This is a genomic window from Mycobacterium sp. MYCO198283 (assembly GCF_021213805.1).
Taxonomy (GTDB): Bacteria; Actinomycetota; Actinomycetes; order Mycobacteriales; family Mycobacteriaceae; genus Mycobacterium.
The window spans coordinates 241963-257506 of the sequence record NZ_JAJQJI010000007.1 but is presented as its reverse complement, the minus strand read 5'-3'; the positions used below and the strand labels follow the sequence as shown (position 1 = coordinate 257506).

The 15544-nt window shown below is 73.0% G+C and carries 14 protein-coding genes; 13 read left to right on the top strand and 1 reads right to left on the bottom strand.

The genetic code is table 11. The annotated features are described in order from the left end of the window. Nucleotides 1–26: 26 nt before the first annotated feature. Together aspS and LV457_RS15325 are read left to right on the top strand one after the other, a co-directional pair. Nucleotides 27–1802 carry an aspartate--tRNA ligase gene (gene aspS, locus LV457_RS15330; RefSeq protein ID WP_232172055.1) on the top strand — a complete coding sequence of 592 codons (1776 nt, stop codon included), beginning with the start codon at nt 27–29 and terminating at the stop codon, nt 1800–1802. Continuing rightward, on the top strand, nt 1799–2242 hold the full coding sequence (locus LV457_RS15325) for a nitroreductase family deazaflavin-dependent oxidoreductase (RefSeq protein WP_232172054.1): 444 nt from the start codon (nt 1799–1801) through the stop codon (nt 2240–2242). Before aspS ends, LV457_RS15325 begins: the two co-directional genes overlap by 4 nt. Here LV457_RS15325 and LV457_RS15320 read toward each other — a convergent pair. Beyond that, nucleotides 2239–3036: an SDR family NAD(P)-dependent oxidoreductase gene (locus LV457_RS15320; RefSeq protein WP_232172053.1), complete on the bottom strand. Its 798-nt coding sequence runs from the start codon at nt 3034–3036 to the stop codon at nt 2239–2241. The two genes, LV457_RS15325 and LV457_RS15320, sit on opposite strands and share 4 nt — an antisense overlap. 46 nt (nt 3037–3082) lie before the next feature. Here LV457_RS15320 and LV457_RS15315 point away from each other — a divergent pair, with 46 nt between their 5' ends. From LV457_RS15315 to ruvX, 11 genes are all read left to right on the top strand, one after another. Continuing rightward, entirely contained in the window at nt 3083–4018 is a 936-nt protein-coding gene (locus LV457_RS15315) for a DUF389 domain-containing protein (protein WP_232172052.1), read from the top strand. A 12-nt stretch (nt 4019–4030) separates the two neighbouring features. Beyond that, a complete protein-coding gene (locus tag LV457_RS15310) occupies nt 4031–6664 on the top strand; it encodes a circularly permuted type 2 ATP-grasp protein (RefSeq protein WP_232172051.1) in 2634 nt (877 codons plus the stop codon). Continuing rightward, complete coding sequence (locus LV457_RS15305) at nt 6622–7548, top strand: transglutaminase N-terminal domain-containing protein (protein ID WP_374198867.1); 927 nt, start codon at nt 6622–6624, stop codon at nt 7546–7548. The genes LV457_RS15310 and LV457_RS15305 overlap by 43 nt, the downstream gene beginning before the upstream one ends. Beyond that, entirely contained in the window at nt 7541–8632 is a 1092-nt protein-coding gene (locus tag LV457_RS15300; protein ID WP_232172049.1) for a putative zinc-binding metallopeptidase, read from the top strand. Before LV457_RS15305 ends, LV457_RS15300 begins: the two co-directional genes overlap by 8 nt. Before the next feature lie 49 nt (nt 8633–8681). Continuing rightward, entirely contained in the window at nt 8682–9521 is an 840-nt protein-coding gene (locus LV457_RS15295) for a DUF3097 domain-containing protein (protein ID WP_232172048.1), read from the top strand. Between the two features lie 17 nt (nt 9522–9538). Then, complete coding sequence (locus tag LV457_RS15290; RefSeq protein WP_232172047.1) at nt 9539–10882, top strand: replication-associated recombination protein A; 1344 nt, start codon at nt 9539–9541, stop codon at nt 10880–10882. Nucleotides 10883–10954: 72 nt separating this feature from the next. Further along, nucleotides 10955–11305, top strand: coding sequence for a helix-turn-helix transcriptional regulator (locus tag LV457_RS15285; RefSeq protein WP_232172046.1), 351 nt, complete (start codon nt 10955–10957; stop codon nt 11303–11305). Then, nucleotides 11302–11769 carry an SRPBCC family protein gene (locus LV457_RS15280; protein WP_232172045.1) on the top strand — a complete coding sequence of 156 codons (468 nt, stop codon included), beginning with the start codon at nt 11302–11304 and terminating at the stop codon, nt 11767–11769. The genes LV457_RS15285 and LV457_RS15280 overlap by 4 nt, the downstream gene beginning before the upstream one ends. A gap of 48 nt (nt 11770–11817) precedes the next feature. Continuing rightward, nucleotides 11818–12207 (top strand): secondary thiamine-phosphate synthase enzyme YjbQ, encoded by a 390-nt coding sequence (locus LV457_RS15275; RefSeq protein ID WP_232172152.1) that lies wholly within the window; start codon nt 11818–11820, stop codon nt 12205–12207. A 103-nt stretch (nt 12208–12310) separates the two neighbouring features. Continuing rightward, nucleotides 12311–15004 (top strand): alanine--tRNA ligase, encoded by a 2694-nt coding sequence (gene alaS / locus LV457_RS15270; protein ID WP_232172044.1) that lies wholly within the window; start codon nt 12311–12313, stop codon nt 15002–15004. A 5-nt stretch (nt 15005–15009) separates the two neighbouring features. After that, nucleotides 15010–15516, top strand: coding sequence for a Holliday junction resolvase RuvX (ruvX, locus tag LV457_RS15265; RefSeq protein WP_232172043.1), 507 nt, complete (start codon nt 15010–15012; stop codon nt 15514–15516). Nucleotides 15517–15544: the final 28 nt, after the last annotated feature.

The following is a 15544-nucleotide window of genomic DNA, read 5'->3' as shown; positions in this document are numbered from 1 at the left end:
ATCCCCGCATCCCGTCAGGAGCTTTCGTGCTGCGCAGTCACACCGCCGGGTCGTTGCGGTCCACCGACGCCGGCCGGCAGGTCACGCTGGCGGGCTGGGTGGCGCGCCGGCGCGACCACGGCGGTGTCATCTTCATCGACCTGCGTGACGCCTCCGGGGTGGCGCAGGTGGTGTTCCGCGACGCGGGCGTGCTCCAGCAGGCGCACCGGCTGCGCGCGGAGTTCTGCATCGCCGTCACCGGCGTGGTCGAGATCCGGCCCGAAGGCAACGCCAACCCCGACATCCCCACCGGCGAGGTCGAGGTGAACGCGACCTCGCTGACGGTCCTGGGGGAGAGCGCACCGCTGCCCTTCCAGCTCGACGAGGTCGCCGGCGAAGAGGCCCGGCTGAAGTACCGCTACCTCGACCTGCGCCGGGAGGGACCCGGCGCGGCGCTGCGGCTGCGTTCCAAGGTCAACGCCGCCGCGCGCGGCGTGCTGGCCGAACACGAGTTCGTCGAGGTCGAGACGCCGACGATGACGCGCTCGACGCCCGAGGGCGCCCGCGATTTCCTGGTGCCGGCCCGCCTGCAGCCCGGCTCGTTCTACGCGCTGCCGCAGAGCCCGCAGCTGTTCAAGCAGCTGCTCATGGTCGCCGGGATGGAGCGCTACTACCAGATCGCCCGCTGCTACCGCGACGAGGACTTCCGCGCCGACCGCCAGCCGGAGTTCACCCAGCTCGACCTGGAGATGAGCTTCGTCGACGCCGACGACGTCATCGCGGTCTCCGAGCAGGTCCTCGCCGCGGTGTGGGCGCTCGTCGGCCACGACCTGCCGACGCCGCTGCCGCGGATCGGCTACGCCGAGGCGATGCGCCGGTTCGGCTCCGACAAACCGGACCTGCGCTTCGGCGTCGAACTGGTCGAGTGCACCGACTACTTCGCGAACACCCCGTTCCGGGTCTTCCAGGCGCCCTACGTCGGCGCGGTCGTCATGCCCGGCGGCGCGTCGCAGCCCCGGCGCACCCTCGACGGCTGGCAGGAGTGGGCCAAGCAGCGCGGCGCCAGAGGGCTGGCGTACGTGCTCGTCGCCGAGGACGGCACGCTTGCCGGACCCGTCGCCAAGAACCTCACCGACGACGAGCGCGCCGGTCTCGCCGCCCACGTGGGCGCGAGCCCGGGCGACTGCATCTTCTTCGCCGCGGGTGCGGTGAAGTCGTCACGGGCACTGCTCGGGGCGGCCCGCATCGAGATCGCCCGGCGCCTGGACCTGATCGACCCGGCCGCGTGGGCGTTCACCTGGGTGGTGGACTGGCCGCTGTTCGAGCCCGCCGAGGAGGCCACCGCGTCCGGTGACGTGGCCGTGGGGTCGGGGTCGTGGACGGCGGTGCATCATGCGTTCACCGCGCCGCAGCCCGCCTCGGAGGACACCTTCGACACCGATCCGGGCGCCGCGCTGGCCGACGCCTACGACATCGTCTGCAACGGCAACGAGATCGGCGGCGGCTCGATCCGCATCCACCGCCGCGACGTGCAGGAGCGGGTGTTCGCGATGATGGGCATCGACCGCGACCAGGCGCAGGAGAAGTTCGGGTTCCTGTTGGACGCGTTCACCTTCGGCGCGCCGCCGCACGGCGGTATCGCGTTCGGCTGGGACCGCATCGTCGCGCTGCTCGCCGGGGCCGACTCGATCCGCGAGGTCATCGCGTTCCCCAAGTCCGGTGGCGGCGCCGACCCGCTGACCGGCGCTCCCGCGCCGATCACCGCGCAGCAGCGCAAGGAATCGGGAATAGACGTGCAGCCCAAACGGTCGGAGTCGGCATGACGAACGTAGACGACCTCGCGGGGGACGCCGCCGCACTCGACGACTTCAACAGCCGCGTCATCGAGGAGTTCCGCGCCAACGGCGGCAAGGTCGGTGGCCCGTTCGCCGGCGCCGACCTGCTGCTGCTGACGACCGTCGGTGCGAAATCCGGCAAGCCCCGGACCTCGCCGCTGGTCCACTTCGAGATCGACGGCAGGCTGCTCATCGTCGGGTCCTACGCGGGCGCGCCGAAATCGCCGGCGTGGGTGCACAACCTGCGGGCCCATCCCGAGGCGACGGTCGAACTGGGCGCCGACACGTTCCGCGTCACCACCCGCGAGCTGCCCCGCGACGAGCGGGACCGGCTGTATCCGGTGATCGCGCAGCGCTTTCCGGCGTTCGGCGAGTACCAGGCGAAGACGACGCGGGTCATCCCGATCTTCGAGCTGACGCGCGGCTAACGGTCCACCCAGTCGCAGCCGGTCAGCTCCGCCGACAGCGCCCAGAGCCGCCGCGCGGCCTGCGGATCGCGCGCCTTGGGCCGCGGCGTGGTGAGCTTCGGGCGGCCGAACTGGTTGAACCGCGGCGCGAGGTAGCTGCCGCTGGGTGCGTCGGTGGTGACGGCCTGCAGGCTGGCGCGGGCGCCCTGGGCCGGTGTGTGCAGCAGGCGTCGCACGACGGTGTGGTCGCGCTGGGAGTAGGACCGCGTGATCTGCGTGTCGGTGGCGCCCGGGTCGGTGGCGTACGCCCGCCCGCCGCGGCGCGCCAGCTCGGCGACGAACAGCAGGTTGGCGAGCTTCGACTCGCCGTAGGCGGTCATCGCCCGGTAGGGCCGGGTGTGCCAGTTCAGGTCGTCGAGGTGCAGCCGCGCGATCAGGTAGGTGGCGCTGGCGACGCTGATCACGCGGTCGCGGATCTTCCCGCCGAGCAGGCAGGTGAGCGCGAAGTGGCCGAGATGGTTGACGCCCATATGCATCTCGAAGCCGTCGGCGGTGCGCGTCAGCGGCAGCCCCATGACGCCCGCGTTGTTGATGAGCACGTCGACGTCGTCGGTGGCGGCGGCGAACCGGCGCACGCTCGCCAGGTCCGCCAGGTCGAGTTCACCGACCGAGACGTCGCCCGTCATGCGGGCCGCCGCCGCCTCGCCCTTCGCCGTGTCCCGGCAGGCGATGACGACCGAATGCCCCTGCTGCGCCAGCGCCGCCGCCGTCGCCTCGCCGACCCCGCTGTTGGCTCCGGTGACGATGATCCGCACGCCGGCAGACGCTACCCCGCACCCGACAGCGGTTAGTCTCACCGCCGTGCTGCATCTGCGCGTCATCGCGCCCGAGGACCGGCGCGACGACGTGCTCGCGGTGCTGCGCGCCGAGCCCGGCGTGACGCACCTGGTGGTGCACCGCACCGCGGCGCTGGCGCCGGCGGGCGACGAGATCACCGCCGACATCGCCCGCGAGAGCGCCGACGCCGTCGTGGGTGCGCTGAAGGCCCTCGACCTGCAGCGCGACGGGGCCATCACGCTCGATCTGGTCGACACCGTGCTGTCCACGGCCGCGCACCGCGCCGAGCAGGCGGCCGAGGGCGACCCGGCCGACGCGATCGTCTGGGACGAACTCGCCGAACGCACGCGCGAGGAGTCACGGCTCAACATCACCTTCGTGACGTTCCTGTGCCTGGCGTGCCTGCTGTCGGCGGTCGGGGTGGCGACCGACTCGATGGTGACGGTGGTCGGGGCCATGGTGCTCGGCCCGGAGTTCGGGCCGCTGGCGGCACTGGCCGTGGCGGTCGTGCGGCGGCGGCGGAACCTGGCGTGGCGGGCGGCGATCGCGCTCGCGGTCGGATTCCCGATCGCCATGGCGGTGACCGCCGTGGCGACGGTGACGTTCGAGGCGATCGGCTGGATGACGCTGGAGACCGTCGACCAGCTCGAACAGGTCGACTTCATCTTCCAGGTCGGCCCGCTGTCGTTCGTCGTCGCGCTGCTCGCCGGCGCGGCGGGCATGCTGTCGCTGGTGTCCGCCAAGTCGTCGGCGCTGGTGGGGGTCTTCATCTCGGTGACGACGGTGCCCGCGGCCGGTTTCGCGGTGGTCGCCGCGACGGTCGGCGACTGGTCCGTCGCCGCGGAGTCGTCGCTGCAGCTGGTGATCAACCTGGTCGGCATCGTGACCGCGGGTGTGCTGGTGCTGTGGCTGCACACGCGGGGACACCGGTCGCGATCTGCACGCCGCCACCCCGTGTGATGAGATCGGCGCATGGGAGTCGACGGGGCGCTGGGCGTCCCGGCTGACCGACCGGACGAGGCGCTGGTGGCACCGGCGGACGGCGTCGCCCACTCCGACGGGGACCGGCTGCTCGCGGGCTACCGGGCCGCCCGGGCGCAGGAACCGCTCTTCCCGCCCCGCGGCCAGCAAGCCCACACCGGCCACGACGAGTTCATCGACGCCGCCGGTCGCGTGCGGCCGCCCTGGCAGGACTTCGTGGGGTTCGTCGACGACCGCGGCGGCGACGGCCTGCAGCGGTTGCGGGCGGTCGTCGCGGCGCTCGTGGACAACGACGGCATCACCTACACCGACACCGCGGGCGCGGCCGTCCCCGAACCGTGGCGGCTCGACGGGCTGCCGCTGCTGCTGTCGGCGGCGGACTGGGAGACGCTCGAAGCGGGTCTGCTGCAGCGCTCCCGGATTCTCGACGCGGTGCTCGGCGACCTCTACGGCCCGCGCCGGGCCCTCACCAGCGGCGTGCTGCCGCCCGAACTGCTCTTCGGCCATCCCGGCTACCTGCCCGCCGCCCGCGGCATCGCCGTGCCCGGCCGACACCAGTTGCTGCTGCACGGCTGCGACGTCAGCCGGGCCGCCGACGGGCAATTCCTGGCCAACGCCGACTGGACACAAGCCCCGTCCGGCGCTGGATACGCGCTCGCGGGCCGCCGCGTCGTGGCGCACGCCGGCCCCGATCTGTACGAGGAGGTCGCGCCCCGGCCGGTGTCGCCGTTCGCCGCGGCGCTGCGGCTCGCGCTCGTCGACGCCGCCCCGGAGACCGCCGAGGACCCGCTGGTCGTGGTGCTCAGCCCCGGCACGCACTCCGAAACCGCGTTCGACCAGGCCTACCTGGCGAGCCAGCTCGGCTTCCCGCTCGTCGAGAGCGCCGACCTCGTGGTGCGCGACGGCGCGCTGTTCATGCGGTCGCTGGGTGGCGTCACCCGCGTCGACGTGGTGCTCCGCCGGGTGGACGCGGCCTACTGCGACCCGCTGGACCTGCGCCCCGACTCGCGGCTGGGCGTCGCCGGGCTGGTCGAGGCGGCGCGGCGCGGCGCGGTCACGGTGGTCAACACCCTCGGCGCCGGCATCCTCGAGAGCCCCGGGCTGCGCCGCTTCCTGCCCGAGCTGGCGCGCCTGCTGCTCGACGAGGAACCGGAGCTGGCGCAGCCGCCGGCGTACTGGGCGGGCGCGGCGACCGAGCGCCGCCAGCTGCTGAGCCGGCTCGACTCGCTGATCGTGCGCTCGACCGTCGGCGGCCCGACCTTCGTGGGACCGGCGCTCACCGCCGCGCAGCGGGCGACGCTGCGAGCGCGCATCGAGTCAACCCCCGGCCAGTGGGTGGGCCAGGAGCTGCCCCGCTTCTCGACGGCGCCCACCGACCAGCGCGGCGGCACGCTGACGTCCGCGCCCGTCGGGATGCGGCTCTTCACGGTCGCCCAGCGCAGCGGATACACCGCGATGGCGGGCGGGCTGGGGTACGTGCTGGCGCCCGGCGCTGCGGCCTTCGCCATGGAAACCGTGGCGGCCAAGGACGTGTGGATCCGGCCGTCGGCCCGCGGCAGCGCCGAGCCGGCCGTCATCGGCGCGTCCGGCCGGCCCCGCGGCGTCGCCCGCCCGGCGGTCGTGGTCAGCTCGCCCCGCGTGCTCGCCGACCTGTACTGGATCGGCCGCTACGCCGAACGCGCCGAGAGCGTGGCGCGCGCGCTCATCGTGACCCGCGAGCGCCGGCACGAGTACCGGCACCGCATGTCGCTTCCCGGCAGCGCCTGCGTGCCGGTGATGGTCGCGGCACTGCGGGACCTGACGGGCGGCGGGCCGGGCACCGACGAGGACGCGGCGCACACGGTGTGGTCGCTCACCGTCGACGGGCGCCGCGACGGTTCGCTCGCCCACAGCGTCGCGCGGCTCTGCGCATCGACCCAGGCCGTGCGCGACCAGATGTCCAACGACACCTGGCTGGTGCTCGGCGGCGTGGAGCGCGCCCTGGCCGCCGCAGTGCCTCTCCGCACGGGCGACGACACCGCGCTGGCGGCCGCCCAGACCGCCACGCTGGCGGGCATGCTGTCGCTGGCCGGACTGGCGGGGGAGTCGATGGTGCACGACACCGGCTGGGCGGTGATGGACGCCGGCAAGCGCATCGAGCGCGGGCTGGCGGTCACGGCCCTGCTGCGACGCACCCTCACCGACGTGCGCGACCCCGACGCCGAGCGCACCATCACCGAGTCCGTGCTGGTGGCCTGCGAATCGTCGGTGATGTACCGCCGGCGGACACTCGGCGCCGTCAGCGTCGCGGCGGTCGGCGACCTGCTGCTGTTCGACGCCGGCAACCCGCGCTCGCTGGCCTTCCAGCTCGACCGGCTGCGCGACGACCTGCGGGCGGTGCCCGGGCCCACGGGATCGTCGCGGCCGCTGCGCCTCGTCGACGAGATCGGCGCGCGGCTGCGCCGGTCCGATCCCGCGGAGCTCGAGGAGGTCCGCGACGGCCGGCGCGTCGAGCTCGCCGACCTGCTCGACGGCATGCACGCGGCGCTGCGCGGGCTCTCCGACGTCGTCACCGCCGCGCACCTGTCCCTGCCCGGCCAGAGCTGGCCGCTGTGGGGCGCCACGCCCGGACGCACGGCCTCGTGACGCCGCAGCGCTACCGCGTCCGCCACCGCACGACCTACCGGTACTCGAGCGTCGTCACCGGCTCGTACGGCCGCGGCTTCCTGGTGCCGCGCGACACCGGGCAGCAGCGGTGCCTGACCCACCGCATGCACGTCGACCCCGCACCCGCCGACGAGTCCCGCAGCCGCGACGCCCACGGCAACCTCTCCACCTACTTCCACATCACCGCACCGCACACCCAGCTGACCGTGGCCACCGATTCCGTCGTCGAGGTCCGGCCGGCCGCCGGTGACGGCGTGGCAGAGCAGCCGTGGGAAGCGGCGCGGCCCGCCGGCCCCCGGCACGCCCTGCACACCGAGTTCGTCCTCGACCTGCAGCCGCCGGAGATCACCGACGCGGTGCGCGACTACGCGGCGCCCACCTTCACGCCCGGCCGGCCGCTGCACGACGCGGTGACCGAGCTGACCCGCCGGATCCACCGCGACTTCCGGTACCGCTCCGGGACGACGACCGTCTCCACGCGGGTCGCCGAGGTGCTCGCCGCCCGCGCGGGTGTGTGCCAGGACTTCGCCCGGCTGGCGATCGCGTGCCTGCGTGCCCAGGGCCTGGCGGCGAGCTACGTGTCGGGTTACCTCGTCACCGAACCGCCGCCGGGCGCGCCGCGGCTGGTCGGCGCCGACGCCAGCCACGCGTGGGCGGCGGTGTGGTCCCCGGCCGGCCACTGGCTGGCGTTCGACCCGACGAACGACCAGTTCGTCGACCACCGCTATATCGTGCTCGGGTGGGGCCGCGACTATGCGGACATACCGCCCCTGCGAGGTGTCATCTACACCGAATCCCAGCACAGCGCCATCGATGTCGCCGTGGACGTGACGCCCTACGAAGGGGACCTTCCGGATGCGTGACTTCACCTGTCCTGTCTGCGGCCAGCACCTGGCCTTCGAGAACTCGATCAGCCTGCAGTGCGGCAGCCCCGTCGGCTTCTCGCTGCGCGACAAGGCGATGCTGGTGATCGCCGAGGGCGAGGACAGCAGCCACAGCGGCGCCGTCGACGCCAGCCGCTACCGATTGTGCGCGAACCTGCATCTGGCGCAGTGCAATTGGCTCGTCGAGATCACACCGGGCGAGGATTCCGGCGGCACGCTCTGCGAGGCGTGCCGGCTGACCCGCACGCGCCCCAGCGACGACGACCCGGAGGCGCTCGCGGCGTTCGCGGTCGCCGAGGGCGCCAAGCGCCGGCTGATCGCCGAACTGCACGACCTCAACCTGCCGATCGTCGGCCGCGACGTGGATCCGGAGCTCGGCCTGGCGTTCGACCTGCTGTCGAGCCGCCACCAGAAGGTGTTCACCGGGCACGAGAACGGCGTCATCACCCTCGACCTCGCCGAGAGCGACGACGTGCACCGCGAACAGCTGCGGATCTCGATGGCCGAGCCGTACCGCACGCTGCTCGGCCATTTCCGCCACGAGATCGGCCACTACTACTACTTCCGGCTGATCGGCGCCGACGAGCACTACCTGCCGCGCTTCAAGGAGCTCTTCGGCGACCCCAACGCCAGCTACCAGGACGCGCTCGACCGCCACTACAGCGAGGGTGCGCCCGCCGGCTGGGAGGACCACTACGTGTCGTCCTACGCCACGATGCACGCCGCCGAGGACTGGGCCGAGACGTTCGCCCACTACCTGCACATCCGCGACACCCTGGACACCGCCGCCGCCTTCGGCATGGCCCCGGCCGGCGCCACCTTCGAGCGACGGGTGCTGGGCCCCAGCGGATTCGACACGATCATCGACATGTGGCTGCCGCTGGCGTGGGCGCTCAACATGGTGAACCGCTCGATGGGCCGCGACGACCTCTATCCGTTCGTGCTGCCGCCGCCGGTGCTGGAGAAGATGCGCTTCATCCACACCGTGATCGACGAGGTGACCACCGACCCGGCCAAACGCGCGGTCGCCGCCGGCGAGGCGGAGCCACCCGGCGAGGTCTGATCCGGCGCGCCACCCGCCCGTCGGCGGGCCGGCTCCCTACGATCGCCCGGTGGCTGATCGCTATGGCTCCGACATCCTCGCCTCGAACCCGCACGCGGCGCGCCGGCCGCGGTCGACCGAGCGGGCCGCCGACACCGGCCTGGTCGTCGAGGACGCGACCTCCGGCTTCGTCGGCGCGGTGGTGCGGGTGGAGCAGCGCCGCGTCGAGCTGGAGGACCGCCACGGCACGGTGCGGGCGTTCCCGCTCGGCCCGGGCTTCCTGGTCGACGGTCGCCCGGTGATCCTCGCCGCGCCGCGCCGCGCCACCCCGGCCGCCCCAGCGCGCACCGCGTCGGGCTCGGTGGCCGTCCCCACGGCGCGGGCCCGGACCGCGCGCGCCGGCCGCATCTACGTCGAAGGCCGCCACGACGCCGAGCTCGTCGAGCAGGTCTGGGGTGACGACCTGCGCATCGAGGGCGTCGTCGTGGAGTACCTCGGCGGCGTCGACGACCTGCCCGGCATCGTCGCCGAGTTCCGGCCCGGACCGGGACGCCGGCTCGGGGTGCTCGTCGACCACCTGGTGGCCGGCTCGAAGGAGTCGCGTATCGCCAGGGAGGTCGAGCGCGGCCCGCACGGCGCGCACGCGCTGGTGGTCGGCCACCCGTTCATCGACATCTGGCAGGCCGTGAAGCCCGCCCGGCTCGGCATCGCCACGTGGCCGACGGTGCCGCGCGGCACCGACTGGAAGACCGGGATCTGCCGGGCGCTGGGCTGGCCGCACCGCACCCAGGCCGACACCGCCGCCGCCTGGCAGCGCATCCGCGCGCGGGTGCGCGACTGGAACGACCTCGAACCGGCGCTCATCGGGCGGGTCGAAGAGCTGATCGACTTCGTCACCGCACCGGCCTGAGTGGTAAGCCTCATACCATGTCCGAGGGCCTGTTCGACGAGCCCGCCGAGCCGCCTCCCGCCGACCGCCGCGCCGTCCCGCCCGACGCGCCGCTGGCCGTGCGGATGCGGCCCGCGTCGCTCGACGAGGTGGTGGGCCAGGACCACCTGCTCAAGCCGAATTCGCCGCTGCGCCGCCTCGTCGAGGGCACCGGCGCCGCGTCGGTCGTCCTCTACGGGCCGCCGGGCACCGGGAAGACCACGCTCGCGTCGCTGATCTCGCAGGCCACCGGGCGGCGCTTCGAGGCGCTGTCGGCCCTGAGCGCCGGCGTCAAAGAGGTGCGCGCCGTGTTGGAGAAGGCGCGCGAGGCCCTCTTCCGGCACGGGCGGCAGACGGTGCTGTTCATCGACGAGGTGCACCGGTTCTCCAAGACCCAGCAGGACGCACTGCTCGCCGCCGTCGAGAACCGGATCGTGCTGCTGGTGGCGGCGACCACCGAGAACCCGTCGTTCTCCGTCGTCGCGCCGCTGCTGAGCCGGTCGCTGATCCTGCAGCTGCAGCCGCTCACCGCCGATGCGGTGCGCGCCGTCGTGACGCGCGCGATCGACGACCCCCGCGGCCTCGGCGGCGCGGTCACGGTGGCGCCGGAAGCCGTCGAACTGCTGGTCACGCTGGCCGCCGGCGACGCCCGCCGCGCGCTCACCGCGCTGGAGGCGGCGGCCGAGACCGCGCTGGCGGCGGGGGAGCAGGTGAGCGTCGAGACCGTCGAGCAGTCGCTGGACCGGGCGGCGGTGCGCTACGACCGCGACGGCGACCAGCACTACGACGTCATCAGCGCGTTCATCAAATCGGTGCGTGGCAGCGACGTGGACGCCGCGCTGCACTACCTGGCGCGGATGCTGACCGCCGGCGAGGATCCGCGGTTCGTCGCGCGCCGGCTGATGATCCTCGCCAGCGAGGACATCGGCATGGCCGATCCGACGGCGCTGCCGACCGCCGTCGCCGCCGCGCAGACCGTGCAGCTGATCGGCATGCCCGAGGCGCAGCTGACGCTGGCGCATGCCACCGTGCACCTCGCGACCGCCCCGAAGTCCAACGCCGTGACCACCGCGCTCGGCGCGGCGATGGCCGACATCAACGCCGGCAAGGCGGGCCTGGTGCCGCCGCACCTGCGTGACGGCCACTACGCGGGGTCGGCGCGGCTGGGCAGCGGCATCGGCTACCGCTACGCCCACGACGATCCCGACGGCGTGGTCGCCCAGCAGTACCCGCCCGACGAGCTGGTGGGCGTCGACTACTACCGGCCCACCACGCACGGCGCCGAACGCGACATCGGCGCGCGGCTGGAACGGCTGCGCGCCATCGTCCGACGTCGCCGCTGACCCCGTTGACCGGGCGCACACCATGCTCTACCGTGTTAATCAACTTAAGGGTTGATCAAACCAGGGGTTGTTTTGGGTGGTGCGGAGGCGGCGGATGCCGAGCTCGACCGGGCCTTCCTGGCGCTGGCCGACCCGGTGCGCCGCGCGATCGTCGCCCGGCTGTCGCGGGGCCCGGCCACCGTCAACGAGCTGGCCGCGCCGTTCGCGATCACCAAGCAGGCGGTGTCCAAGCACATCGCGGTGCTGGAGACGGCGGGGCTGGTCACCCGCACCCGGGAGGCGCAGCGGCGGCCGGTGCATCTCGACGCCGCCGCGCTCGAGCGCCTCACCGCCTGGATCGACGGCTACCGACTGGCCGCCGAACGCAGCTACCGCCGGCTCGACGCCCTGCTGGCGGAGATGGGAAACGAGGAGGAATCATGACGAACGGCCTGCAACTGCGGGTGCCGGTGGACACGCTGGCCATGGAGTACACCCGCGACTTCGACGCCCCGGCGCACGCGGTGTTCCGCGCCCACGCCGAACCCGACCTGGTGCGGCAATGGCTCGGCCCGCGCGGCCTCGACATGGACATCGAGCGGTGGGACTTCCGCACCGGCGGCGGCTACCGCTACACCCACCGCCGCGATCCCGACGGCGAGTTCGTCTTCAACGGGGTGTTCCACCGCGTCCGCGAGAATCAGCTGATCATCCAGACCTTCGAGTACGAAGGCGTGCCCGACGCGGTCAACATCGAGTTCCTCCGGTTCGCCGACCTCGACGGCCGCTGCCGGCTCCACGGCCGGTCCGTGTGCCCGACGGTCGAAGCGCTCGACGGCCTGGTGTCCTCGGGCGCAGAACACGGCATGCGCGAGAGCTACGAGCGCCTCGAGGACCTGCTCGGCTGACGACAACCTGCACGAGCAACTCGTAGGCTCGCCGCTGTGGACACCACCGTGCTCGACGTCGACACCCGCCGCCGCCGCATCGTCGATCTCACCGACGACGTGCGCTCCTTCTGTGCGTCGCGCGGTGACGGACTGTGCAACGTCTTCGTCCCGCACGCCACGGCCGGCGTCGCCGTCATCGAGACGGGATCGGGCTCCGACGACGACCTGGTGGACACCCTGGAGCGGCTGCTGCCCCGCGACGACCGCTACCGCCACGCCCACGGCTCGTTCGGCCACGGCGCCGACCATGTGCTGCCGGCCATCGTGTCGCCGTCGGTGACGGTGCCGGTGCAGCACGGATCGCCGCTCCTGGGGACCTGGCAGAGCATCGTGCTGGTGGACCTCAACCGCGACAATCCGCAGCGATCGGTGCGGCTCAGCTTCGTCGACGGCTGAGGTTCGCTGCGCCGCCTCGGCTTTCTCGGTCGGTACGGCCGACCGGTACTGTGATGCGTCGGACCAGGTTCCGTCGAGACGATGCGGCGAAGGACAGCGACGAGTGCAGACACACGAGATCAGGAAGCGATTCCTCGATCACTTCGTGAGAGCGGGCCACACCGAGGTGCCCAGCGCCTCGGTGATCCTCGACGACCCGAACCTGCTGTTCGTCAACGCCGGCATGGTGCAGTTCGTGCCGTTCTTCCTGGGGCAGCGGACGCCGCCGTATGCGCGGGCGACCAGCGTCCAGAAGTGCATCCGCACCCCGGACATCGACGAGGTGGGCATCACCACCCGCCACAACACCTTCTTCCAGATGGCCGGCAACTTCTCGTTCGGCGACTACTTCAAGCGCGGCGCCATCGAGCTCGCATGGGAGCTGCTGACGTCGCCGGTCGAGGCGGGTGGCTACGGCATGGATCCCGAAAAGCTGTGGGCCACCGTGTATCTCGACGACGACGAGGCCGCCCAGCTGTGGCAGGACGTCGCCGGTCTGCCGCCGGAGCGCATCCAGCGCCGCGGCATGGCCGACAACTACTGGTCCATGGGCATCCCCGGGCCGTGCGGCCCGTCGTCGGAGATCTACTACGACCGCGGCCCGGCGTACGGCGTCGAGGGCGGCCCGGTGGCCAACGAGGACCGCTACATCGAGATCTGGAATCTCGTGTTCATGCAGAACGAGCGCGGCGCAGGCACCTCGAAGGAAGACTTCGAGATCCTCGGTTCGCTGCCGCGCAAGAACATCGACACCGGCATGGGCATCGAGCGGGTCGCCTGCCTGCTCCAAGGCGTCGACAACGTCTACGAGACCGACCTGCTGCGGCCCGTGATCGACGTCATCGCCGGTGTGGCGCCGCGGGCCTACGGCGCGGGCAACGATCCCGACGACGTCCGCTACCGCGTGATCGCCGACCACAGCCGCACCGCGGCGATCATCATCGCCGACGGCGTCACCCCCGGCAACGAGGGCCGCGGCTATGTGCTGCGCCGGCTGCTGCGCCGCGTCATCCGGTCGGCCAAGCTCCTCGGCGTCGAGCAGCCGGTCATGGCGGACCTGATGGTGACCGTGCGCGACGCGATGGGCCCGTCCTACCCCGAACTGGTCTCCGACTTCGACCGCATCAGCCGCATCGCGGTCGCCGAGGAGACGGCCTTCAACCGCACGCTGTCGGCAGGGTCGCGGCTGTTCGCCGATGCGGTCAGCGCGACGCGCGCGGCCGGTGCCGCCACGCTGTCGGGCAGCGACGCCTTCACGCTGCACGACACCTACGGCTTCCCGATCGAACTCACCCTGGAGATGGCGGCCGAGGCCGGGCTGACGGTCGACGAGGAGGGCTTCCGCGGCCTGATGGCCGAGCAGCGCCGGCGCGCCAAGGCCGATGCCGCCGCGCGGAAACACGCCCACACCGACCTGACCGCCTACCGCGAGCTGGTCGACGCCGGGCCCACCGAATTCACCGGCTTCGACGAGTTGACCTCCGAGGCGCGCATCCTCGGGATCTTCGTCGACGGCGCCCGTGTGCCGGTGGTGGCGCACGACGGCTCCGGGAGGGCCGAACGCATCGAGCTGATCCTCGACCGCACGCCGCTCTACGCCGAATCCGGCGGCCAGCTCGCCGACGCCGGCAGCATCACCGGCACCGGGGCGAGCGCCGCGGCCAAGGCTGCGGTGACCGACGTGCAGAAGATCGCCAAGACGGTCTGGGTGCACCGGGTCACCGTCGAGTCGGGCGAGTTCGTCGAGGGTGACACCGTGGTGGCCGCCGTGGACGCCGGCTGGCGGCGCGGCGCCACGCAGGGCCATTCGGGCACCCACATGGTGCACGCCGCGCTGCGCCAGGTGCTCGGACCCAATGCGGTGCAGGCCGGTTCGCTGAACCGGCCCGGCTACCTGCGGTTCGACTTCAACTGGCAGGGCCCGCTGTCCGACGCGCAGCGCGCCCAGGTCGAGGACGTCGCCAACGAGGCCGTCGTCGCCGATTACGAGGTGCACAGCTTCACCACCGAGCTGGAGAAGGCCAAGGCGATGGGCGCCATGGCGCTGTTCGGCGAGGCCTATCCCGAGCAGGTGCGCGTCGTCGAGATCGGGGGACCGTTCTCGCTGGAAGTGTGCGGCGGCACCCACGTGCACAACTCGGCGCAGATCGGCCCGATCACCGTGATCGGCGAATCGTCGGTCGGATCCGGCGTGCGCCGCGTCGAGGCCTACGTCGGCATGGACTCCTTCCGGCACCTCGCCAAGGAGCGCGCGCTGATGGCGGGCCTGGCGTCGACGCTGAAAGTGCCGTCGGACGAGGTGCCCGCCCGGGTCGCGTCGCTGGTCGACCGGCTCAAGGCCGCCGAGAAGGAACTCGACCGGCTGCGGCTGGCCAACGCGCGGGCGGCCGCCGCGAACGCCGCCGCCGGGGCCGAGCAGGTGGGCAAGGTCCGGCTGGTGGCGCAGCGCATGTCCGGCGGCATGAGCGGCGGCGACCTGCGCAGCCTCGTCGGCGACGTACGCGGCCGGCTCGGCAGCGAGCCCGGCGTGGTCGCCCTGATCGCCGAGGGCCCCGACGCCACCGTGCCGTTCGTCGTCGCCGTCAACCCGGCCGCACAAGACCTCGGGCTGCGGGCCAACGACCTCGTGGCCACGCTGGGCGCGGCGGTCGGCGGTCGCGGCGGCGGCAAGGCCGACCTGGCGCAGGGCTCCGGGAAGGATCCGTCCGGTATCGACCGCGCGCTGGCTGCGCTGCGAGCCGAGGTCGGACGGAGCTAACCGGCGTGAGCGTGGCCGCAGAGCGGCTGCCGGACCGGCCCGGCAGCGACGATCCCGGACGGGGGCCGCGCATCGGCATCGACGTCGGCAGCGTCCGCATCGGCGTCGCGTCGTGCGATCCCGACGGCATCCTCGCCACGCCGGTCGAGACGGTGCGCCGGCAACGCGACGGCTCCCACCTGCGCCGGCTCCGCAACCTGGTGACGCAGGCCGGCGCCGTGGAGGTGGTCGTCGGGTTGCCGCGCACGCTGGCCGACCGGCAGGGCCCCGCCGCCGCCGACGCGATCGAGGTGGCCGACGCGCTGGCCGCGCGGATCGCCCCGGTGCCGGTGCGCATGGCCGACGAGCGGCTGACCACGGTGACGGCACAGCGGGCGCTGCGCGATGCGGGGGTCCGCGCGAAGAACCAGCGCGGCGTGGTCGACCAGGCGGCGGCGGTCGCGATCCTGCAGGGGTGGCTGGACGCGCGACGGGACGTACTCGCGGGGCGGCGAAAGGACCAGGGTGACTGATCGTCGGCGGGCAGAACCGGTCTCCGTC